The sequence below is a fragment of the Streptomyces sp. NPDC051940 genome, from assembly GCF_040680895.1.
GTDB lineage: Bacteria > Actinomycetota > Actinomycetes > Streptomycetales > Streptomycetaceae > Streptomyces.
The window spans coordinates 10,794-32,053 of the sequence record NZ_JBFAXR010000064.1 but is presented as its reverse complement, the minus strand read 5'-3'; the positions used below and the strand labels follow the sequence as shown (position 1 = coordinate 32,053).

Below are 21,260 nucleotides of genomic sequence, written 5' to 3'. Positions count from 1 at the left end.
GAGTGGGCAGGTCGGGTGGTGGGTGCCGGCGTGCTGCGCGCCCTACCGGCAGGTCGCGCCCTCCTCCGGCAGCGTCCCCTCGAAGAGGTACGCGTCCACCGCCTCCCGTACGCAGGTGCTGCCGCCGGTGTACGCGCCGTGGCCCTCGCCCTCGTTGGTCAGCTGGTAGCCGACGCCCTCGCCCAGCTCCTCGACCATGTGCTTCGTGCCCGAGTACGGCGTCGCCGGGTCGTTGGTGGTGCCGACCACCAGGATCGGGTCGGAGCCCTTCGCGCTCACGTCCGGCGTCTTCCAGGCGCCCTTCACCGGCCAGTCCGTGCAGCTCAGCAGCGACCAGGCCATGAACGGCCCGAAGGCGGGCGACGCCTTCTCGAACTCCGGCAGCAGCTCCTGTACGTCCTCGGTCGTCGGCCGCTCGGAGGAGTCCGCGCAGCCGATCGCCGTGAAGGACGACTGCAGGGTGCTGTACTCGCCGTTCTCGTCACGGCCGTTGAGCGCGTCGGCGAGGGCCATCAGCAGCCGGCCGTCCTCGGTGTTCGCCTCCTCCAGCGCCTCGGAGAGGATCGGCCAGAAGTCCTGCGAGTACAGCGCCTGGGCGATGCCGCTGACCGCCAGCGCCTGGGTGGTCTCGCGGTCGCCGATGCCGGGGAACGGCGTGGAGTCGAGGCGCTTGATCAGGTCGGCGACCTTCTTCGCGGCCTCCTGCGGATCCTCGCCCAGCGGGCAGTCCTCGCCCTGGGCCGCGCAGTCCTTCGTGTAGTTGTCCAGCGCCAGCTGGAAGCCCTTCGCCTGGGCGAGCGAGCTCTGTACGGCGTCCAGGGTGGGGTCGACGGCGCTGTCCAGCACGGCGCGGCCGACGTTCTTCGGGAAGAGATGGGCGTAGACGCCGCCGAGTTCGGTGCCGTAGGAGATGCCGAAGTAGTGCAGCTTGTCGTCGCCGAGCGCCGCGCGCATCCGGTCCATGTCGCGGGCGGCGTCCTCGGTGCCGACGTACGGGAGGACCGCGCCGGAGTTCCTCTCGCAGGCCGCGTTGAAGCGCTTGATGTTACGGACGTACGCCCGCTCCTCGGCGGGGGTGTCCGGGGTGTTGTCGGCGGCGAAGTACGCGTCGAGCTGCTTGTTGTTCAGACAGCGCACGCCCTCGCTGGCGCCGACGCCGCGCGGGTCGAAGCTCACCAGGTCGTAGCGGGTGCGCAGGGTCTCGAAGAGGTTCGCGGCGCTCGGCAGCGTGTCGACGCCGGAACCGCCCGGCCCGCCGAAGTTGAACAGCAGCGAGCCCAGGCGCTTGTCCTCGTCGGCCGCCCTGGTCCGGATCATCGCCAGGCCGATCTTCTCGCCGTCGGGCTTCTCGTGGTCCAGCGGCACCTGCAGCGTCGCGCACTCCCAGCGCAGGACCCCGGTGGCGGTGGCCGAGCCGGTGGTCTTCGGCTTGCAGGTCTTCCAGTCGAGATCCCCGGCGGCCCGCAGCCCCGTCCGCTCACCGGACGCGCCGGAGGCACGCGACTCGTCCCCGGACCCGGACGAACTCCCGCAGGCGCCGGCCAGTCCGGCCAGCAACCCGGCGGCGACGATCATCCTGACACGGGCGGACGGCTGCACGGCGGCTCCCGGGATTACGGCGGCTGGACGGCCATCGTGTGCAGCAGCGCCCGGGGGGCGCGCGGTGGGAGGGGCGAAAGGGTGACCGCGCGGGACCCGCCACCGGGCCCCGCCGGTACGGTCGCCGCATGGCGATGACGATCCCCGAAGTGCGGCGGCTGTGCGTGGCACGGGGCATAGCGCTTCCCGACCTCCGCGCGGCCGCGGCGGTCCCGTACGGGAACCGGCACGGTGCGGTACCGGTGACCACGGTCGACGGAACACCGGTGTACGCCGGGGTGCTGGCCGGCGTCGACGCGTTCCGCCTGTGGAGCGATCTGCGGACGCTGCACGGCCTGACCGGCTGGTGGCCGGTGCTGGCGGGGGATCCGGAGGACCTGGGCGGGCTACTGACCGGCCTGACACCGCAGTTCGCCCCGCCGTCCGGCCGCCCCGACACCGGCGTACCCGACGGGCGGGAGCTGCTGTCCGGCTGGGGGGACTGGGAGTTGTCCGCACCGCGGGTCACGTCGCTCGCCGCACGGCTGGCGGGCGACGTGGACCTCGACCAGGTCGGCGGCACGTACATCTCGGCGATCCACCAGGAGCGCACCACGCTCTGCCTGGTGCGGGCCGTCCACGGGTACCACGTGCCCGCCCTGCTGAACTGGGCGGGCGCCTGCAACCACGACATCACCGGCGCCCAGCACGGCGCGGTCCTGCGCTACTTCCACGAGCAGTACGGCGCCGAACTGGTCACCCTCCAGGAGGGTGTCATGGAGCTGCTGGTCGGGCGGCGGCCCCGGACGCCCGAGGGAGTCGCCAGGGCCGCGCTGGAGCAGTGTGCGTACTGTCCCGACATCGTCGATCAGGGGGTCGGTGGCATCGAGGAGCTGGCGCGAACCCAAGTGCTCGGCGGCAGCTGGTACTTCTGGTGGGACTAGGTGTTCCGTCCCGGGACGGAACACCTGGCCCCGGCCGCTCAGCCGTTGAGCCGCGCCATCTCCAAGTACTCCTTCGGTGCCGGTGACGTCGGCCGCTTCGCGCTGTCGAAGTCCGAGAACGTGATCGTGCCCGTGTCGGTGCCGCCGCGGCTCTCCAGCCGGAGGATGTACGGCGTGCCCTCCGCCGCCACCCACGCCGTCGTCGTCTGCTTGCCGTTCCGGTCCGTGATGGGGATCGCGCGCCGGCCGTCGACCGTCGCCTCGTCGCCCTTCTCCGCCTTCGCGCCCGCCTTCCCCGGGTCGAGGCCCGCGAGCAGCTCGTCGAGGTCGCACAGACCCTTGAACTCGTCCGCCCCGGACCGGTCGTCGAGCTTCAGCCAGCGGCCCGCGATCTTCCGCTCGGTGACCCTGGCCCGGTCGGGGCCGCCCGCGTTGGCGACCAGATAGCGGTGGTCCGGCTTCATGTACGAGGCGCCGTCCACGACCAGCACCCGGACCTGGGAAGGCGGGGACACCGCCTCGATCGTCCCGGAGCAGTCGCCCGTCGTGCTGACGGACAGCCTCAGCCGCGACGCGGCCCCCGTGGGCGGGGTGATCGCGCCCCGCATGGTGAGCGACGTGGCCGACTTCATCGCCGTGACCGCCGCCCGGCCGATCTCGTCGGCCGGCTTGTCCGCGAGCCCGCCCCCGCCGCCGGAGCAGCCGGCGAGGAGGCCTGTGATCGCACCCGCGACGACAAGCACGCGGGTCCTGCCGGCAGGGCTCGGGGACGCGAAGTTCCGGACAGCCACTGGTCACTCCTTGCTCATGGGCGACGCCCGTAGGTGACGGACGTGACATCCGACCACACGGCGATCAGTGGCGTGCCCCGCGCGCGAGGGGCACGCGCTCACTCCACGATCTGGCGCCCCTCCGCCCGCGCACTGCATGAGCTGCGGAAACCGCACATCGAGCAGTGGTCGCCGGGCGACGGCCGGAAGCGTTCGTCCAGGACGCGCGCCGCGGCGGTGGCGAGAAGTTCACCCATCCAGGTGGCCGGCACGGGGTCCTGCCGCTGGACGGCCGGCATCGTGTCGCCGCCCTCCCGCTTCGGCGCGGGCAGCCGCAGGTGCACCAGCTCCGCCCCGCCGGCCTCCGGGGTGCGGCCGTCGAACAACTCGTCGGCGGCGCCCGCCGCCACGGCCGCCTGGTAGACGGCGAGCTGCGCGTTGTGCTCGATGTCCGCGCCGCTCGGCTTCTGCTTGCCGGTCTTGAAGTCCACGACGTACGCCCGGCCTTCGGCGTCCTCCTCCACCCGGTCCATGGAGCCGCGGATGCGCACCTCGAACTCGCCCGCCTTGAGCGTCACGTCGAAGCCGTGCTCCGAGCCGACCGCCCGCCGTCCGCCGCGCTCCAGCACGTGCCAGCGCAGGAACCGCTCCAGCGCGGCCCGCGCGTTCTCCTTCTCCTGCCCCGACTTCCACGGAGCGTCGAAGGCCAGCCCGTCCCACACGGTGTCGAGCCGCTCCATCAGCACGTCGAGATCGGCGGGCGTACGGCCGGACGCCACCTCGTCCGCCAGCGCGTGTACGACGAGGCCGAAGCCCTGTGCGGAGCTGGCCGGGGTGTCGGCCTTCACCTCGCGGCCGAGGAACCACTGCAGGGAGCACTTGTCGACCAGCTGGTCGAGCGCGCTGCCGGAGAGCGCCACGGGCAGCTCGCGGTCCCGTATCGGAACGGCGTTCTCCGTCGGATCCTCGAGCCCCCACCAGCGGTGCGGATGCGCGGACGGCACCAGCGGCTGGCCCTCGTCCGTCAGGGCGGCGAGCCGGGCCAGGCGGCGGGCGGCGGCCTCGCGCAGCCCGGTTGGCGCGTCGGGGTCGACGGTCGTGGCGCGCAACTCCGCGACCAGGGCGGTGATGTTCAGCGGACGGCGGGGCCGGCTGGTGACGTCCTTGGGTTCGACGCCCAGCTCGGTGAGGAAGCGGGAGGGCTGGTCGCCGTCGTCGGCGGCGGCCTTCACCGCGGTGACGACCAGCCGTTCCTTCGCGCGTGTCGCCGCGACGTAGAACAGGCGGCGCTCCTCGGTCAGCAGGGCGCCCGGCGTCAGCGGGTCGGCGATGCCGTCCGGGGCGATGCGGTCCGCCTCCAGCAGCGAGCCGCGGCGGCGCAGGTCCGGCCACAGGCCCTCCTGTACGCCGGCCACCACGACCAGCCGCCACTGCAGGCCCTTGGAGCGGTGGGCGGTCATGAGGCGGACGGCGTCGGGGCGCGCGACCCGGCGGGTGAGGACGTCGGCGGCGATGTCCTGGCGGTCGACGTCCTCCAGGAAGTTGAGCGCGCCGCGTCCGCCCGACCGCTCCTCCGCGCGGGCCGCCGTCTCGAACAGCGCGCACACGGCGTCCAGATCGCGGTCGGCGTTGCGCCCGGCGGGCCCGCCGCGCCGGGCGGAGCGCTCGAGCCGGTGCGGCCAGGGCGTGCCGTCCCACAGCAGCCACAGCGCCTCCTCGGCGGTGGCGCCGCGGGCCAGCGCCTCGCGCGCGTCGCGCAGCAGCAGCGCGAGCCGCTGGGCGCCGCGGGCGTACGCCGTGTCGTGCGCCACGAGGCGGCGCGGGTCGGCGAGGGCCTCGGCGACGAGTACGTCGGAGGGCCGCGGCACGGCCCGGCCCCCGGCCCGCTCCTCCTCGCGCAACGCCCGGCCGAGGCGGCGCAGATCGGCGGAGTCGAGTCCGCCGAGGGGGGAGGTGAGGAGGGTGAGGGCGGTCTCCGGATCGAGGGCGGGGGACGCGGGGTCGCCGTCGGGGGCGGGCGCCTGGTCCGCTTCTGCGACCTCGCTCTGGTCCTCGTCTGCGACCTCGCCCTGGTCCTCGTCTGCGACCTGGCCCTGGTCCTCGTCTGCGACCTCGCCCTGGTCCTCGTCTGCTACCTCGCCCTGGTCCGCGTCCTCGCCTTCGTCTACACCCTCGCTCCCGTCTGCTTCCTCGCCCTCGCCAGAAGCCCTACTTACGTCCTCAGCCGGCCCCATCGCCTCCTCCGACGACACCTGCCCCGGCACCCCGCCCGGCCCCGTCGCCCCCTCCAGCGCCCCGGCGGCCGCCACCCGCAGCGCGAGCAACAGGGGCGCCACCGCGGGCTCGTGCCGCAGTGCCATGTCGTCGCCGGAGATCTCCAGCGGCACGCCGGCCGAGGTCAGTGCCCGCCGCACCGACGGGATCGTGCGCCCGCCCGCGCGGACCAGCACCGCCATCTCGTTCCACGGGACGCCGTCCTCCAGATGTGCCCGGCGCAGGATGTCGGCGACGTTGTCCAGCTCGGCGCTCGCCGTCGGGTACGTGTACACCTCCACCCGACCGCCGCCGCGCACGGGCGTCAGGGCGCGGTGGGCCCGTACCGAGTCGGCGGGCAGCAGCGGCATCGGCATCCGCTTGGTCAGCTCGCGCGTCGCGTCGAGCAGCACCTTGCCGGAGCGCCGCGACGTCCCGAGCACCGCCACGTCCGCCGGGGTGCCGTCGGGCCGGGGGAACGCGTACGGGAACTCGAGGATGCCGCCGACGTCCGCGCCGCGGAAGGCGTAGATCGACTGATCGGGATCGCCGAACGCCACCAGCGTCCGCCCCTGCCCGGCCAGGGCCTGCAGCAGCCGCACCTGGGCGGCATCGGTGTCCTGGTACTCGTCGACGAACACCGCGTCGTACCGCGCGGCCAGCTCCGCGGCCACCTCGGGGCGCAGCGCCAGCAGCACCGCCCGGTGCACCAGCTCCGCGTAGTCCAGTACGCCCTGGGCGTCGAGCACGTCCAGGTACTCGGCGAGGAACCCGGCCGCCGCCCCCCAGTCGGGCCGCCCCAGCCGCTCCGCGAAGGCGCCCAGCTGCTCCGGCCCCAGCCCCAGCTCCCGGCTGCGCGCCAGCACCGCCCGCACCTCGTCGGCGAAGCCGCGCGTCGTCAGGCACGCCTTCAGCTCGGCGGGCCAGCGGACGCCGCCCGGCCGGTCGCCCTCGCCGGCGAGCAGTTCCCGTACGAACAGATCCTGCTCCGGACCGGACAGCAGTCTGAGCGGCTCCGCGAACAGGTCGGCGTCCTGATGCGCGCGGACCAGGGCGTAGCAGTAGGAGTGGAACGTCGTCGCCTGCGGGGTCGCGACGGCCCCCGCCGCACCGCCCATCCGGGCCGCCATCCGGTCGCGCAGCTCCATCGCCGCCTTCCGGCTGAAGGTGAGCACCAGGATCCGCTCCGGCTCGGTGCCCTTGCGCACGCGTTCGGCGACGGCCTCCACGAGCGTCGTGCTCTTGCCCGTACCGGGGCCGGCCAGCACCAGCAGCGGACCCGAGTCGTGATCAACCACAGCGCGCTGTCCTGCGTCCGGGACAGGGGGTGCCGCCGCAACGACTGGTGTCCTGACCAGCCGGTACGGCGAGGCAGCCGCTGTCGCGGACGAGGAGGAAGGACTCACGTGGATCGCCTGTGCCGGTGGAGGGGTCTGGGGCCGAACGCTACTCCGTACGCGCGCGTGGCCGGGAGCGATGGTGGGGGATGGCGGAAGCTGTCAGTTGTGACCTTCGCCCTCGTCCGAACCGTCCCAGCGGGCCCGGCGCAGATCCAGCTTCGGTATGTGATTCTCAGCACTCCGGGACGCCGTCCGCAGCGGCGTGCCCTCCACCCGGTAGTGCTCCAGAGCACGCAGCTCGTGCCCCGGAAGCAGCCGTCCGTCGGCCCGCACGACCCGCCACCAGGGCACCGCGCCGCCGTAGAGCGCCATCACCCGGCCCACTTGCCGGGGACCGCCCTCGCCCAGGAACTCGGCCACGTCGCCGTACGTCATGACCTTGCCCGGCGGGATGCGCTCGGCAGCCTCCAGCACCCGGTCCGCGTACTCCGGGAGCTCTTCGGAGATGGGTTCGCTCATTCGGCACATGGTGCCCCATGGCGCCGACAAAGGACCCGGATGCAACCCTTCGGGGTCGGGACATGCCACCATGCACCGAACGGCATCCCCGGGGGAGCCGGCCGGTGACCGACGGCATCAGGGACGAGGGAGAGGCCATCACGGGCGGGAGGACGGACAAGGCCACCGGCGCGCGACAGAAGCGCGAGCCGGTGCGTCGGGCTGCCCGCGAGTCCGGTGAGGCGCGCTCCCGGGAGGCCGACGAGGCGCGGTCCACGGGGCCCGGGGCCGCGAAGTCCGGGTCCATCGAGCCGGGTCCTGACAAGCCCGAGCCGGGCCCTGACAAGCCCGAGCCGACTGAAAAGCCCGAGCCGACTGCCGAGCCCGAGCCCCCGGCCGTAGAGCCACCCCCCGGAGCCGGCCCGCAGGTGTCCGCCGAGGCCCCGCTGCCCACCACCGTGGACCGCGTGGAGGGCGACGAGCCGCTGCTGCCCGCCCGGGTGCACCGGCCCTCCGACCTGATGCGGCTGCTGCTCGGCGTACTCGGAATCATCGCGGTGCTGGGCATCGCGGCCGTCGCCAACGCCACCACCGAGGGCATCGGTGAGGACTTCAACAAGGGCGTGAGCTCCGCCCCCTCCGTCCTGGTCAGCATCGGCGGCTTCGTGTCGTCCGTCGCGGTCCTCGTCGTGCCGGTGGCCTTCGCCGTGGAGCGGCTGGTCAAACGCGACGGGCTGCGGGTCGCCGACGGCGTGCTCGCCGCGGTGATCGCGCACGGCGTGGGTCTCGGGATCGCCCTGTGGGTGACCGGTTCCGCCCCGGAGGCGGTCCAGGTGGCGCTGACCCAGCAGGTGCCGGGTGGCGAGATGGGCGAGCGGACCGACCCGGTGCACGGCTATCTGGCGCCCGTCATCGCGTACATGACCGCCGTCGGGATGTCCCGGCGGGCCGGCTGGCGCGTCCTGATGTGGCTGGTGCTGATCCTCGACGGGCTGACGGTGCTCATAGGGGGCTACTCGACGCCGTTCGCGATGCTGCTGACCGTGCTGATCGGCTGGACGGTGGCGTACGGCACGCTGTACGCCGTCGGCTCCCCGAACGTCCGCCCCACCGGCCAGAACCTCCTCGCGGGCCTGCGCCGCGTCGGCTTCCGCCCGGTGACCGCGCACGTCCCCGACGAGCCGCAGACCGAGTCGGACAGGGAGCGCCACGGCCGCGGCCTGCGCTACATCGTCACGCTCGAGGGCGGCGCGAACCCGCTCGACGTCACCGTCGTCGACCGCGAGCAGCAGGCACAGGGCTTCTTCTACCGGGCCTGGCGCCGGCTCTCGCTGCGCGGCATCTACCAGCGCCGCAGCATCCAGTCGCTGCGCCAGTCGCTGGAGCAGGAGGCGCTGCTCGCGTACGCGGCGCTGGCCGCGGGCGCCAACGCGCCGAAGCTCATCGCCACCTCCGAGCTCGGCCCGGACGCGGTGATGCTCGTGTACGAGCACATCGGCGGCCGCAAGCTCGACACCCTCGCCGACGACGAGATCACCGACGAGCTGATGCACCGCGCCTGGAAGCAGGTACGGGCGCTGCAGTCGCGGCGCATCGCCCACCGGCGGCTGGACGGCGACGCGGTGCTGGTGGATCGTTCCGGCACGGTCTACGTCACGGATCTGCGGGGCGGCGAGATCGCCGCCGGCGACGTGGTGCTGCGGGCGGACGTGGCCCAGCTGATGACGACGTTCGCGCTGCGCGTAGGCCCGGAGCGGGCGGTGTCGGCGGCCGTGCACGTGCTCGGGCCGGACGCCGTCGCCGACTCCCTGCCGCTGCTGCAGAAGATCGCCCTGTCGCGCGGCACCGTGGCGGCGCTGCGCAGGCTGACGCGCACGCAGAAGGAGCGCGAGCGGGAGGCGCTGCTGGAGGCGTCGAAGGTCGGCAAGGGGCTCGACAAGAAGTCCGTACGCGCGGAGAAGAAGGCCATAGAGGACGCGCTGGACGCGGCCCGGGAGGACGATCTGCTCACCCAGATCCGCCACCAGGTGCTGCTGATCCGTCCGCAGGCCGCCGTCGAGCCGGCCCGGCTGGAGCGGATCAAGCCGCGGACGCTGGTCAGCATCATCGCCGCGGTGTTCGCGGCGTACTTCCTGCTGACGCAGCTCACGCACGTGAGCCTCGACAAGAGCCTGAGCGAGGCGGAGTGGGGCTGGGCGGCGCTGGCGCTGGTGTTCTCCGCCGCCTCGTACATCGCGGCCGCGATGAGCCTGCTGGGCTTCGTGCCGGAGAAGGTGTCGTACGTCCGTACGGTGCTGGCGCAGGTCGCCGGCTCCTTCGTGAAGCTGGTCGCGCCCGCGGCGGTCGGCGGCGTCGCGCTCAACGCGCGCTTCCTGCAGCGCGCGGGCGTACGTCCCGGGCTGGCGGTCGCGTCGGTGGGGGCGTCGCAGCTCTTCGGGCTGGGGTCGCACATCATCCTGCTGGTGGTGATGGGCTACATCACCGGAACGGAGCGCACGCCGTCGCTGTCCCCGTCCAGGACGGTGATCGCGGGGCTGCTGGCGATCGCGGTGATGGTGCTGGTGATCACCGCCGTTCCGCTGATGCGGAAGTTCGTCTCCACCCGGGTGCGGTCGCTGTTCGCGGGGGTCGTGCCCCGGATGCTGGACGTCGTCCAGCGGCCGTCGAAGCTCTTCACGGGCATCGGCGGCATGCTGCTGCTGACGACGTCGTTCGTGCTCTGCCTCGACGCGTCGATCCGCGCCTTCGGCGGCGAGCTGTCGCTCGCGTCGATCGCGGTCGTCTTCCTCGCCGGCAACGCGCTCGGCTCGGCCGCCCCGACCCCGGGCGGCGTGGGCGCGGTCGAACTCGCCCTGACCGCGGGCCTCACGGCGGCCGGCCTGCCCTCCGACACGGCGCTGTCGGCGGTCCTCCTCTTCCGCCTCCTGACGTTCTGGCTGCCGGTCCTGCCGGGCTGGCTCAGCTTCACGTACCTGACGCGCAAGGGCGCGGTTTAGCCCGTCCCCGTCACGCTGGTCGCGCTGTGACCTCCGCGACAGCCGCGTAGCAGATCCCCCGCCCCACCGGGCCCACTCCCCGGTACCCGTCACCGCTGTCGGTGCCCACCGCTACGCTCTCGTGGGTGCAAGCCCGTATCACCCACCCCGAGCAGCTCAAGGAGCTCCTGGGGATCCCGTTCACCCCGGAGCAGACGGCGTGTATCACCGCCCCGCCCGCCCCTCAGGTGATCGTGGCCGGGGCCGGTTCGGGCAAGACCACCGTGATGGCCGCCCGCGTGGTGTGGCTCGTGGGCACGGGGCAGGTCGCCCCGCAGCAGGTGCTGGGCCTGACGTTCACCAACAAGGCCGCCGGCGAGCTCGCCGAACGGGTGCGCACCGCGCTGACGAAGGCCGGGGTCCTGGAGCCGGATCCCTTCGCGGAGGAGCCCGTCGAGGAGCCGCGCATCTCGACGTACCACGCCTTCGCCGGGCAGCTGCTGAAGGACCACGGGCTCCGGCTCGGACTGGAGCCCCAGGCGCGGCTGCTCGCGGACGCCACCCGCTTCCAGCTCGCCGCGCGCGTGCTGAAGGCCGCCCCCGGCCCGTACCCCGCGCTCACCAAGCCGCTCGCCACGCTGGTGAGCGAACTGCTCGCGCTGGACGCCGAGCTGAGCGAGCACCTCGTCCCGCCGGCCGCCCTGCGCGCCCACGACGGGGGGCTGCTGCGCGAACTGGAGGGCGTCCGGCTGACCAACGACGACCTGCGCAAGGTGCCCAGGGCCGCCGAGGCCCGCTTGGAGCTGGCCGAGCTGGTCGAGGCGTACCGCAGGGAGAAGCGGCAGCGGGACCTCATCGACTTCGGTGACCAGATCGCGCTCTCCGCCCAGCTCGCCGAGGGGCACCCGGCGGTGGGGCGGCAGCTGCGCGAGGAGTTCCGGGTCGTCCTGCTCGACGAGTACCAGGACACCTCCGTCGCCCAGCGGCGGATGCTGGCCGGGCTGTTCGGCGGCGGGCACGCCGTGACGGCCGTCGGCGACCCCTGCCAGGCGATCTACGGCTGGCGCGGCGCCTCCGTCGCCAACCTCGACGACTTCCCGCGGCACTTCCCGCCCGCCCGCCGCTACTCGCTGAGCGAGAACCGCCGCAGCGGCGGCCGGCTGCTGCAGCTGGCCAACGGCCTCGCCGAACCGCTGCGCGCCCGGCACGCGGGCGTCGAGGCGCTGCGCCCGGCGCCCGGGGCGGAGCGCGACGGCGTCGTGCGCTGCGCGCTGCTGGACACGCACGAGGAGGAGCTGGCGTGGCTCGCCGACTCCATCGCCCATCTGGTGCGTACGGGCACGCCTCCCGGCGAGATCGCCGTCCTGTGCCGTACGGCGGGCGACTTCGCGGAGATCCAGGGCGCGCTGGTGGCGCGGGACGTGCCGGTGGAGGTCGTCGGCCTGTCCGGGCTGCTGGACCTGCCGGAGATCGCCGACCTGGTGGCGATGTGCGAGGTGCTGCAGGACCCCACCGCGAACGCCTCCCTCGTACGCCTGCTGACCGGCCCCCGCTGGCGCATCGGCGCCCGCGACCTGGCGCTCCTCGGACGGCGGGCGAGACTGCTCGTCCTTCCCCAAGCTCTCGGCTTCGCTCGAGCAGGGGATACCCCAACCGCCTCGCAGGACATGGACGACGCCGACGCCCGGCTCGCGGCGGCCGTCGAGGGCGTGGACCCGGCGGAGGTGGCGTCCCTCGCGGACGCCCTGGACACGTTCCTCGACGGGGACGCCGACGACGGGCTGCCGTTCTCGGGGGAGGCGCACGTGCGCTTCGCGCGGTTCGCGGCGGAGCTGCGCGACCTGCGGCGCTCGCTCGCCGACCCGCTGATGGACGTCCTGCACCGGGTGCTGTCGGTGACCGGACTGGAGGTCGAGCTGTCGGCCTCCCCGCACGCGCTCGCCGCCCGCCGCCGCGAGACGCTGCAGAACTTCCTCGACACGGCCGCCCGCTTCGCCTCCGTCGACGGCGAGGCGACGCTGCTCGCCTTCCTCGGCTTCCTGCGCACCGCCCAGCAGTACGAGAAGGGGCTCGACGCCGCGCTGCCGACCGACGGGGCGGACACGGTGAAGGTGCTCACCGCGCACAAGTCCAAGGGCCTGGAGTGGGACGTCGTCGCCGTCCCGGGACTCGTCGAGTCGCACTTCCCCAGCACCGAGGCGCGCGAGGCGTGGACCGCGCAGGGCAAGGTCGTCCCGCACACGCTGCGCGGCGACGCGGAGACGCTGCCGGAGATGGAGGAGTGGTCGGCGAAGGGCATCAAGGTGTTCAAGACGGCGCTGCGCGACCACCAGGCGGTGGAGGAGCTCCGCCTCGGCTACGTCACGTTCACCCGCCCGCGCCGCATGCTGCTGGGCTCGGGCCACTGGTGGGGGCCGACGCAGAAGCGCCGGCGCGGCCCGTCGTCGTTCCTGCACGCGCTGCGCGAGCACTGCGAGCAGGGGTACGGCGAGGTGGAGGCGTGGGCCGACGAGCCCGCGAAGGACGCCGAGAACCCGGCGCTGACGGCGGGCGCGGCGGAGCGCGTCTGGCCACTGCCGCTGGACGCCGCCGCGACCGGGCGGCGGCGGGCGGCAGCCGCGGCGGTGGAGGCGTACCTCGCGGCGGTGCCGCACCAGCGGGCAGAGGAGGAGGACGCGGCGGAACCGCCGGAGGGGCACCCGGACGACGCCCCGGAGCCGTCTGAGGACGACCCGCGCGCCCCCGGGGACACCCCCGATGCCCTCCCCCCGGAGACCGTCCGCCACATCGCCTCCTGGGACCGCGACATCGACGCCCTGGAGGCCGAGCTGCGGGCCGCCCGAGCCGCCTCCTGGGACGTGGAGCTGCCGTACACCCTCACGGCTTCCCAGCTGCTGCGCATGGCCGCCGACCCGGACGGCTTCGCCCAGGAGCTGGCCCGCCCGATGCCGCGCCCGCCGCAGCCCGCGGCCCGGCGGGGCACGCGCTTCCACGCCTGGGTGGAGTCCCGCTTCGAGGAGCTGCCGCTGCCGATGCTCGGCCCCGAGGAGCTGCCGGGCGCGGACGAATGGCTGCCGCAGGACGGCCCGGAGATCGCCGACGAACGCGATCTCGCGGCGCTCAAGGAGGCGTTCGAGCGTACGGAGTACGCCCACCGCACCCCGTTCCGCGTCGAGGCGCCGTTCCAGCTCACCCTGGCGGGCCGGATCGTCCGGGGCCGGATCGACGCGGTGTACCGGGACGGGGAGGACCGCTTCGAGGTGGTCGACTGGAAGACGGGCCGCACCGGCACGGCGGACCCGCTCCAGCTTGCGGTCTACCGCCTGGCCTGGGCGGACGAATGGGGCATCGACCCGGAGGACGTCTCCGCGGCGTTCCTCTACGTCCGCACGGGGGAGATCGTCAGACCGGACCTCCCGGGCAGGGAGGAACTGGAGCACCTGCTGGCGCCGGACGAGTGAGCCGGTGCGGGTGCGGCCACCCGTTAGGCTCAACATCATGAGCAGCACCCCGGACAGCGCGGTCCGCACGTTTATTTCGGCCCATACCCCCGCATTCCTCGACGATCTGCAGGAATGGCTCCGCATCCCGTCCGTGTCCGCGGCCCCCGAGCGTGCCCCGGACGTCCGCGCGAGCGCGGACTGGCTCGTGGGAAAGCTCACAGAGACCGGCTTCCCGACCGCCGAGGTCTGGGAGACGGACGGCCTGCCCGCCGTCTACGCCGAGTGGCCCTCCGACGACCCCGGCGCGCCCACCGTGCTGGTCTACGGCCACCACGACGTCCAGCCCGCCGCGGTCGAGGACGGCTGGCACAGCGACCCCTTCGAGCCGGAGATCCGCGACGGCCGGATGTACGCCCGCGGCGCGGCCGACGACAAGGGCCAGGTGTACTTCCACACCCTGGGCCTGCGCGCCCACCTGCACGCCACCGGACGCAGCGCGCCGGCCGTGAACCTGAAGCTGCTCGTCGAGGGCGAGGAGGAGTCCGGCTCCCCGAACTTCGCCGCGCTCGTCCGCCGTAACGCCGACCGCCTGGCCTGCGACACCGTGATCGTGTCGGACACCGGTATGTGGGCGAAGGACACACCCACCGTCTGCACCGGCATGCGCGGCCTGGCCGAGTGCCAGGTCACCCTGTACGGGCCCGCACAGGACATCCACTCCGGCTCCTTCGGCGGCGCCGTGCCCAACCCGGCCACCGAGGCCGCCCGCCTCGCCGCGGCCCTCCACGACGACGAGCGGCGGGTCGCGATCCCCGGCTTCTACGACGGTGTGGTGGAACTCACCGGCCGCGAGCGGGAGCTGTTCGCCCAGCTGCCCTTCGACGAGGAGCAGTGGCTGGCGACCGCGCACTCGCGCGCCGCCCTCGGCGAGGCCGGCTACTCCACGCTGGAGCGGATCTGGGCCCGCCCCACCGCCGAGGTCAACGGCATCGGCGGCGGCTACCAGGGCCCCGGCGGCAAGACGATCGTGCCGTCCTCCGCCTTCCTCAAACTGTCGTTCCGTCTGGTCGCCGGACAGGACGTCGACGGCGTACAGAAGACGGTCGGCGACTGGGTGGCCGGGCGGCTGCCCGCCGGCATCCGCCACGAGATCACCTGGACCGGCGCCACCCGCCCCTGCCTCACGCCGCTCGACGACCCGGCGCTGCAGGCGCTCACGCGGGCCATGGGGCGGGCCTTCGGGACGGACGTGCGCTACACCCGCGAGGGCGGCTCGGGCCCCGCCGCCGACCTGCAGGACGTCCTCGGGGCGCCCGTGCTCTTCCTCGGCATCTCCGTCCCGTCGGACGGCTGGCACGCGCCGAATGAGAAAGTTGAGCTGGACTTGCTGACCAAGGGCGTCGAGACCGCCGCCCATCTCTGGGGCGAACTGGCCTCCGGAACGACAGGGGGAGCGCAGTGACCGCGATCTGGAGCGACCCGGTGCACACCATCGCGCCCATCTCGCTGACCGGCGAGAGCGGCATCGACCGCGCCGCCCACCACCGGCTGGACGAGGCGTGGCTGGCCGCCGCCTGGAGCCACCCCACCACGCGGGTGTTCGTCGTCTCCGGCGGCCAGGTGCTGATCGACGACACCGCCGACGGGCGCACCGAGCTGGTGATGACCCCGTCCTTCGAGGCGCCGGTCACCGAGCAGCACCGGTACTTCCTCGGCACGGACGCCGACGGCGTGCGCTACTTCGCGCTGCAGAAGGACACCCTGCCGGGCCGGATGGACGCCTCCGCCCGCCCCGCCGGGCTGCGCGAGGCCGGTCTGCTGCTGGACGACCGCGACGCGGCGCTGATGGTGCACGCGGTCGCGCTGGAGAACTGGCAGCGCACCCACCGCTTCTGCTCCCGCTGCGGTGAGCGCACGGGGATCGCGGCCGCCGGGCACATCCGCCGCTGCGCGGCCTGCGGGGCCGAGCACTACCCGCGCACCGACCCCGCGGTGATCATGGCGGTGACGGACGCGGAGGACCGGATCCTGCTGGGCCGCCAGATCCACTGGCCCGAGGGGCGCTTCTCGACGCTGGCGGGCTTCGTGGAGCCCGGCGAGTCCATCGAGCAGACCGTGCGGCGCGAGGTCTTCGAGGAGGCCGGTGTCACGGTCGGCGACGTGCAGTACGTCGCCAGCCAGCCCTGGCCCTTCCCGTCCAGCCTGATGCTCGGCTTCCTGGCCCGCGCCGTCTCGGTGGACATACGGGTCGACGGCGAGGAGCTGCACGAGGCGCGCTGGTTCTCCCGGGCAGAGCTGCGGGCCGCGTTCGAGTCCGGGGAGGTCCTGCCTCCGTCCGGCATCTCGATCGCGGCCCGGCTGATCGAACTCTGGTACGGCGAGCCGCTGCCGAAGGCGCGGCCCTGGTGATCAGGCGGCGGTGGTCCCGGTGATCGGGCCGCCGCCCGGGTGATCAGGCGCCCAGCGCGGTCTTGACCTGGGCGAGCGACGGGTTCGGCATTGCGACGGACTCGCCGCCCTGCTTCGGGACGACGACCACGGTGGGCACGAGCTGGTTGCCGTTGTTGACGCTCTCGACGAACTTCGCCGAGTCCGGGTCGTGCTCGATGTTGATCTCGGTGTACGCGATGCCCTCGCGGTCCATCTGGCCCTTCAGCCGGCGGCAGTAGCCGCACCAGGTGGTGCTGTACATCGTCACGGTGCCCGCCATCGCGTCGCACTCCTTTAACAGTCCGGGATGTCCGTATCCAGGCAGCAGAACGCGCGGGCGAGCCGGGTCATTCCCGTACGGGGGCGGATGAGGCCCTGGTCACTGTGCCAGGGTGGCGCAGGTCAGCAGCACGAGGCCCGCGACGCCGACGGCGGTGCGCGCCGCGTGCAGCCGGTTCCACTTCACCTCGAAGGCCTCGCGGGCGGCCAGCTGCTGCTCGCGGGTGTCCAGGGCGGCCCGGTCCAGGGCCTGGTTCAGCGGGATGTTGCCGCCGATGGTGATCGCGTGCGAGAGCACGTTGCAGGCCAGTCCCAGACCGGTGAGCAGCTTGGCGTCGGCGGTGAAGACGGCGATCAGCGGCCACAGGACCACCCCGAGGAACAGGGCCATGAACCACGGGTTCACGATCACCCGGTTGATCCGCTGCATGACGACGGTGAACTCGCCGTCCGTCCCCTTGCCCAGTGTGGGCATGAAGACGAACTGGAACGCGTAGAAGAGACCGACGTACAGACCGGTCGTCACGGTGGCGAGCACGAGCAGGACGGATGCCATGGCGCACACCCTGGCACGATCCGGCCCCGGCGGCATGCGAATAGTCGTACTAACGCCCCCCGGCTGTGGACAACGGACCCGGGCGCCCCGCCGGACCTGGCAGCATGGCGGGGTGACAGCAGCACCCCAGCCCTCGCTCTTCTCGCAGTTCCCACAGGTCCCCGAGACGGCCGACGCCGTGCTCGAGGGCCTGGACCCGGAGCAGCGCGAGGTCGCGACGGCCCTGCACGGGCCGGTGTGCGTGCTGGCGGGCGCGGGGACGGGCAAGACCCGCGCCATCACCCATCGCATCGCCTACGGCGTGCGCGCGGGCATCCTGCAGCCGGCCAGCGTGCTGGCGGTGACGTTCACCAACCGGGCGGCCGGCGAGATGCGCGGGCGGCTGAGGCAGCTCGGCGCGGGCGGGGTGCAGGCGCGCACGTTCCACTCGGCGGCGCTGCGCCAGCTGCAGTACTTCTGGCCCAAGGCGGTGGGCGGGGAGCTGCCGCGGCTGGCCGAGCGGAAGATCCAGCTGGTCGCGGAGGCCGCGGTGCGCTGCGGCACCAGGCTCGACCGGGGCGAGCTGCGCGACGTGGCGGGCGAGATCGAATGGGCCAAGGTCACCCAGACCGCCCCCGAGGACTACGCCGCCGCCGCGCTCAAGGCCGGCCGGGACGTCCCGCGCGACGCCGCCGAGCTGGCCGGCATCTACCGCGCGTACGAACAGCACAAGGCCGAGCGGGGCGTGATCGACTTCGAGGACGTGCTGCTGCTCACGGTGGGCGTGCTGCAGGACCGCGCGGACATCGCCGAGCAGGTCCAGGCGCAGTACCAGCACTTCGTGGTCGACGAGTACCAGGACGTCAGCCCGCTGCAGCAGCGGCTGCTGGAGCTGTGGCTGGGCGGCCGGGACGGGCTGTGCGTGGTTGGCGACGCCAGCCAGACGATCTACTCCTTCACCGGCGCGACCCCGGACCATCTGCTGAACTTCCGCCTCCGGCACCCGGGCGCCACGGTGGTCAAGCTGGTCCGGGACTACCGCTCCACGCCCCAGGTCGTCCACCTCGCCAACGGCCTGCTCTCCCAGGCCCGCGGCCGCGCCGCCGAACACCGGCTGGAGCTGGTCGCCCAGCGCGAGGCCGGCCCCGACCCGCTGTACACGGAGTACGCCGACGAGCCCGCGGAGGCCGAGGGGACGGCCCGGCGGATCCGGAAGCTGATCGACGGCGGTGTGCCGGCCGGCCGGATCGCCGTCCTGTACCGGATCAACGCCCAGTCCGAGATCTACGAGCAGGCCCTCGCCGACCACGGCGTGCCCTACCAGCTCCGCGGCGCCGAGCGGTTCTTCGAGCGGCCCGAGGTGCGGGAGGCGGGCATCGCCCTGCGCGGCGCGGCCCGGGCCGGGGGGAACGACGCGCTGCTGGACGACGCCGTCGGCCTCGCCTCGCAGGTGCGGGCGGTGCTCGGCAGCATGAAGGGCGGCGGCTGGCGGCCCGAGGCCCCGGCCGGGTCCGGTGCGGCGCGCGACCGCTGGGAGTCGCTGGCCGCGCTGGTGCGCCTCGCGGAGGACTTCGGCGCGGCCCGGCCCCGGGCGACGCTGGCGGACCTGGTGGGGGAGCTGGACGCCCGGGCCCAGGCGCAGCACGCGCCGACGGTGGACGGGGTCACGCTGGCCTCGCTGCACGCGGCCAAGGGCCTGGAGTGGGACGCGGTGTTCCTCGTCGGCCTCACCGAGGGGATGCTGCCCATCACCTACGCCAGGACCGACGAGCAGGTGGAGGAGGAGCGTCGGCTGCTGTACGTCGGGGTGACCCGGGCGCGGGAGCATCTGCACCTCTCCTGGTCGCTCTCGCGGTCCCCGGGCGGCCGGGCGTCCCGGGAGCCCACGCGCTTCCTGAACGGCCTCAGGCCGGGCACCGGCGGCCTCTCCGGGCGCGCCTTCGCGGGCGGCGGGGGCGGCGTCGAGCGGGGTAGCGGTCCGGAGTTCCGGCCGCGGGGCGAGCGGCCGGGCGCGCCGCGGCGCAGGGTCCAGGCGCGCTGCCGGGTCTGCGGGCGCACCCTGACGCTGGCGGGCGAGATCAAGCTGATGCGGTGCGAGGACTGCCCGAGCGAGCTGGACGAGGCGCTCTACGAGCGGCTGCGGGAGTGGCGCGAGGAGCAGGCGAGGCTCATCGGACAGCCGGCCTACTGCGTCTTCACCGACAAGACCCTGCTGGCCATCGCGGAGGCCGTTCCCGGCAATTCATCCGAATTGTCCGTCATTTCAGGTGTCGGGGCACGGAAGTTGAACAGATTTGGGACCGACGTTCTGGCCATCTGTGCAGGTCAGGAGCCGTCTGGCGGGGTCGGGTCGGAGGGCTGATCAAAAAAACCTCGAAAAATGGTTTGCGCTTGCCCTCGGAAGGCTCATAGCCTTCCGAGCACGGAAGCAGGCGGTTCCAGGAACCACTGATTCCGTGTTGTACTGATAGCTGCCCGCAGTGACCTTCACTGCGACTGAGACGCCGAGAGGAGGCGAGTCCCGTGTCGAGCATCATCACCAAACTGGCTGCCCGTCCCGTCGCCGCCTCCTGCCTGCTCGCCGTCTCCGAGCGTGGTCTGCGCGGCACCGGTCTGTCCGGTTCCCGTGCCCTCCGCGTGCAGGGCAGCGCCCTTGGATCGGCCGCAGTAGTCAAGCGACCGACCCAGGCACTCGTGGCAGCACCGGCAATGGCCAAGCAGGCCTATGCGGGCGTCATCGCGGGTGCCGGCCTCCAGGAGCAGACGTGGGCCTTCGGCGGCTTCAACGCCATCGAAGCGACGGATGCGAACGAGCAGCACCAGAAGATGCGGGCCAACCGCGGCCCTGAACCCTGGCAGGATCCATCTTGATCGACAAGATCGAGACGGCACCTTCCAGGGCCGCGGAACCCGAACCGGGATCCGCGGCCCTTTTGATTTGCCAGCACACCGACTGACCAGAGCCACCCGACAGGAAGGCACACCGTGTCCACCCCCGTACACGCTCCCTACCTCCCGCCCGCTGACTCACCTCACCATCCCTCGGACCTGGAGGTCCCTTTGACTTCGTCCACCGCACTGACCGAGCTCGACGAGCGCATCGAGAGCCTCGGCGACCTCGTCCCCTGCCGGACCTACGACCCGGAGGTCTTCTTCGCGGAGACGCCGGCGGACGTCGAGTACGCCAAGTCGCTCTGCCAGACCTGCCCCGTGCGTGAGGCCTGCCTGGCCGGCGCCAAGGAGCGGCGCGAGCCGTGGGGCGTCTGGGGTGGGGAGCTGTTCATCCAGGGTGTCGTCGTTGCCCGGAAGCGGCCGCGTGGGCGTCCGCGGAAGAACCCGGTCGCGGCATGAACGCCCCCGGCACCATCTCCCGTCCCCTCGCGCACGATCCCGAGAAGCAGGTCCCTTCGATGACCCCGTTCACCGACTCACCGCACGCACGAACCGAAACCGGCGCCATCGACGAGCGCCAGAACAGGAAGCTTGAAATGCAACTCATGCCAGAAGCACTGGCGCGCGCGCAATATCACGAGCGCGTGCGCGAGGCCGACGCGGAGCGCCGCGCGGTGGCACTCGCGGCCGCGCGACGGCTGCAGCGCCGCGCGGAACGCGCCCAGCTGCGCGCCCGCCGCGCCCTGGCGATGGCGGTCATGAACTGACCGCCCTCCCCTCGGCACACACCTGAACACCAGGGGCCCGTCCGGAACTTCCGGCCGGGCCCCTGCCCTGTCCGGACGCAGCTCCGCCGCACCCGGCGAGTTGGCCGCACGCGGCGGGGTTGCTGCGCGGGGTGGGTTGGCCGCACGCGGCGGGGTTGCTGCGCGGGGTGGGTTGGCCGCACGCGGCGGGTTTGCTGCACGGGGTGGGTTGGCCGCACAAGGCCGGTTGCCGCACGCCGCGGGTTCGCCGCACGGTCACGCCCCCGCCCGCGGGTCCCCAGGTGCCGGTCCCAAGTCTCGGAGGCAGCCTTGGCTCCTTGCCCCGGCCCCGGCCTCCGGGCCATGGCCCCGCCCTGGGCCTCGGGCCTCCGACCCCGCCCTGGGCCTCGGGCCTCCGACCCCGCCCTGGGCCTCGGGCCTCCGACCCCGCCCCGGGCCCCAGGCCTCCGACCCCACCCCGGGCCTCCGGGCCATGGCCCCGCCCTGGGCCTCGGGCCTCCGACCCCGCCCTGGGCCTCGGGCCTCCGACCCCGCCCTGGGCCTCGGGCCTCCGACC

General features: G+C 73.4%; 15 protein-coding genes. 9 read left to right on the top strand and 6 right to left on the bottom strand.

Annotation, left to right across the window (positions count from 1 at the left end):
- Window positions 1-42 precede the first annotated feature (42 nt).
- The gene (locus AB0M28_RS23805; protein WP_365408392.1) at window positions 43-1,575 is read right to left on the bottom strand and encodes an alpha/beta hydrolase; all 1,533 of its coding nucleotides are present in this window, start codon (window positions 1,573-1,575) and stop codon (window positions 43-45) included.
- 152 nt (window positions 1,576-1,727) lie between these two features.
- Here AB0M28_RS23805 and AB0M28_RS23800 point away from each other — a divergent pair, with 152 nt between their 5' ends.
- A complete protein-coding gene (locus AB0M28_RS23800; RefSeq protein WP_365408347.1) occupies window positions 1,728-2,522 on the top strand; it encodes a DUF4253 domain-containing protein in 795 nt (264 codons plus the stop codon).
- A 38-nt stretch (window positions 2,523-2,560) separates the two neighbouring features.
- On the opposite strand, the gene AB0M28_RS23795 is transcribed toward AB0M28_RS23800, so the two are convergent.
- The 3 genes from AB0M28_RS23795 to AB0M28_RS23785 all read right to left on the bottom strand — a co-directional run bounded on the left by AB0M28_RS23795 (window position 2,561) and on the right by AB0M28_RS23785 (window position 7,413).
- Entirely contained in the window at window positions 2,561-3,313 is a 753-nt protein-coding gene (locus AB0M28_RS23795) for a hypothetical protein (protein ID WP_365408344.1), read from the bottom strand.
- A gap of 98 nt (window positions 3,314-3,411) precedes the next feature.
- Window positions 3,412-6,903 (bottom strand): UvrD-helicase domain-containing protein, encoded by a 3,492-nt coding sequence (locus tag AB0M28_RS23790; protein WP_365408389.1) that lies wholly within the window; start codon window positions 6,901-6,903, stop codon window positions 3,412-3,414.
- Window positions 6,904-7,044: 141 nt separating this feature from the next.
- Window positions 7,045-7,413: an MGMT family protein gene (locus tag AB0M28_RS23785; RefSeq protein ID WP_365408341.1), complete on the bottom strand. Its 369-nt coding sequence runs from the start codon at window positions 7,411-7,413 to the stop codon at window positions 7,045-7,047.
- 95 nt (window positions 7,414-7,508) lie between these two features.
- Between AB0M28_RS23785 and AB0M28_RS23780 the strand changes: the two genes are divergently transcribed.
- The 4 genes from AB0M28_RS23780 to nudC all read left to right on the top strand — a co-directional run bounded on the left by AB0M28_RS23780 (window position 7,509) and on the right by nudC (window position 16,210).
- Entirely contained in the window at window positions 7,509-10,379 is a 2,871-nt protein-coding gene (locus AB0M28_RS23780) for a flippase-like domain-containing protein (protein WP_365408338.1), read from the top strand.
- Window positions 10,380-10,504: 125 nt separating this feature from the next.
- Window positions 10,505-13,819 (top strand): ATP-dependent DNA helicase, encoded by a 3,315-nt coding sequence (locus AB0M28_RS23775; RefSeq protein WP_365408335.1) that lies wholly within the window; start codon window positions 10,505-10,507, stop codon window positions 13,817-13,819.
- A gap of 37 nt (window positions 13,820-13,856) precedes the next feature.
- Complete coding sequence (locus AB0M28_RS23770; RefSeq protein WP_365408332.1) at window positions 13,857-15,263, top strand: dipeptidase; 1,407 nt, start codon at window positions 13,857-13,859, stop codon at window positions 15,261-15,263.
- Window positions 15,264-15,268: 5 nt separating this feature from the next.
- Entirely contained in the window at window positions 15,269-16,210 is a 942-nt protein-coding gene (gene nudC, locus AB0M28_RS23765) for an NAD(+) diphosphatase (RefSeq protein WP_365408386.1), read from the top strand.
- A 43-nt stretch (window positions 16,211-16,253) separates the two neighbouring features.
- On the opposite strand, the gene AB0M28_RS23760 is transcribed toward nudC, so the two are convergent.
- Together AB0M28_RS23760 and AB0M28_RS23755 are read right to left on the bottom strand one after the other, a co-directional pair.
- Window positions 16,254-16,511 carry a mycoredoxin gene (locus AB0M28_RS23760; protein WP_153457053.1) on the bottom strand — a complete coding sequence of 86 codons (258 nt, stop codon included), beginning with the start codon at window positions 16,509-16,511 and terminating at the stop codon, window positions 16,254-16,256.
- Window positions 16,512-16,610: 99 nt separating this feature from the next.
- Window positions 16,611-17,066 carry a DUF1772 domain-containing protein gene (locus AB0M28_RS23755; RefSeq protein WP_365408329.1) on the bottom strand — a complete coding sequence of 152 codons (456 nt, stop codon included), beginning with the start codon at window positions 17,064-17,066 and terminating at the stop codon, window positions 16,611-16,613.
- 34 nt (window positions 17,067-17,100) lie between these two features.
- Between AB0M28_RS23755 and AB0M28_RS23750 the strand changes: the two genes are divergently transcribed.
- The 4 genes from AB0M28_RS23750 (at window position 17,101) to AB0M28_RS23735 (ending at window position 20,704) form a co-directional block, all read left to right on the top strand.
- Window positions 17,101-19,407, top strand: a complete 2,307-nt coding sequence (locus tag AB0M28_RS23750; protein ID WP_365408326.1) for an ATP-dependent DNA helicase UvrD2 — start codon at window positions 17,101-17,103, stop codon at window positions 19,405-19,407.
- Window positions 19,408-19,568: 161 nt separating this feature from the next.
- Window positions 19,569-19,916 carry a hypothetical protein gene (locus tag AB0M28_RS23745; RefSeq protein WP_365408323.1) on the top strand — a complete coding sequence of 116 codons (348 nt, stop codon included), beginning with the start codon at window positions 19,569-19,571 and terminating at the stop codon, window positions 19,914-19,916.
- A gap of 177 nt (window positions 19,917-20,093) precedes the next feature.
- The gene (locus AB0M28_RS23740; RefSeq protein WP_365408383.1) at window positions 20,094-20,396 is read left to right on the top strand and encodes a WhiB family transcriptional regulator; all 303 of its coding nucleotides are present in this window, start codon (window positions 20,094-20,096) and stop codon (window positions 20,394-20,396) included.
- Window positions 20,393-20,704, top strand: coding sequence for a hypothetical protein (locus AB0M28_RS23735; protein ID WP_365408320.1), 312 nt, complete (start codon window positions 20,393-20,395; stop codon window positions 20,702-20,704). The genes AB0M28_RS23740 and AB0M28_RS23735 overlap by 4 nt, the downstream gene beginning before the upstream one ends.
- The last annotated feature ends 556 nt before the right edge of the window (window positions 20,705-21,260 follow it).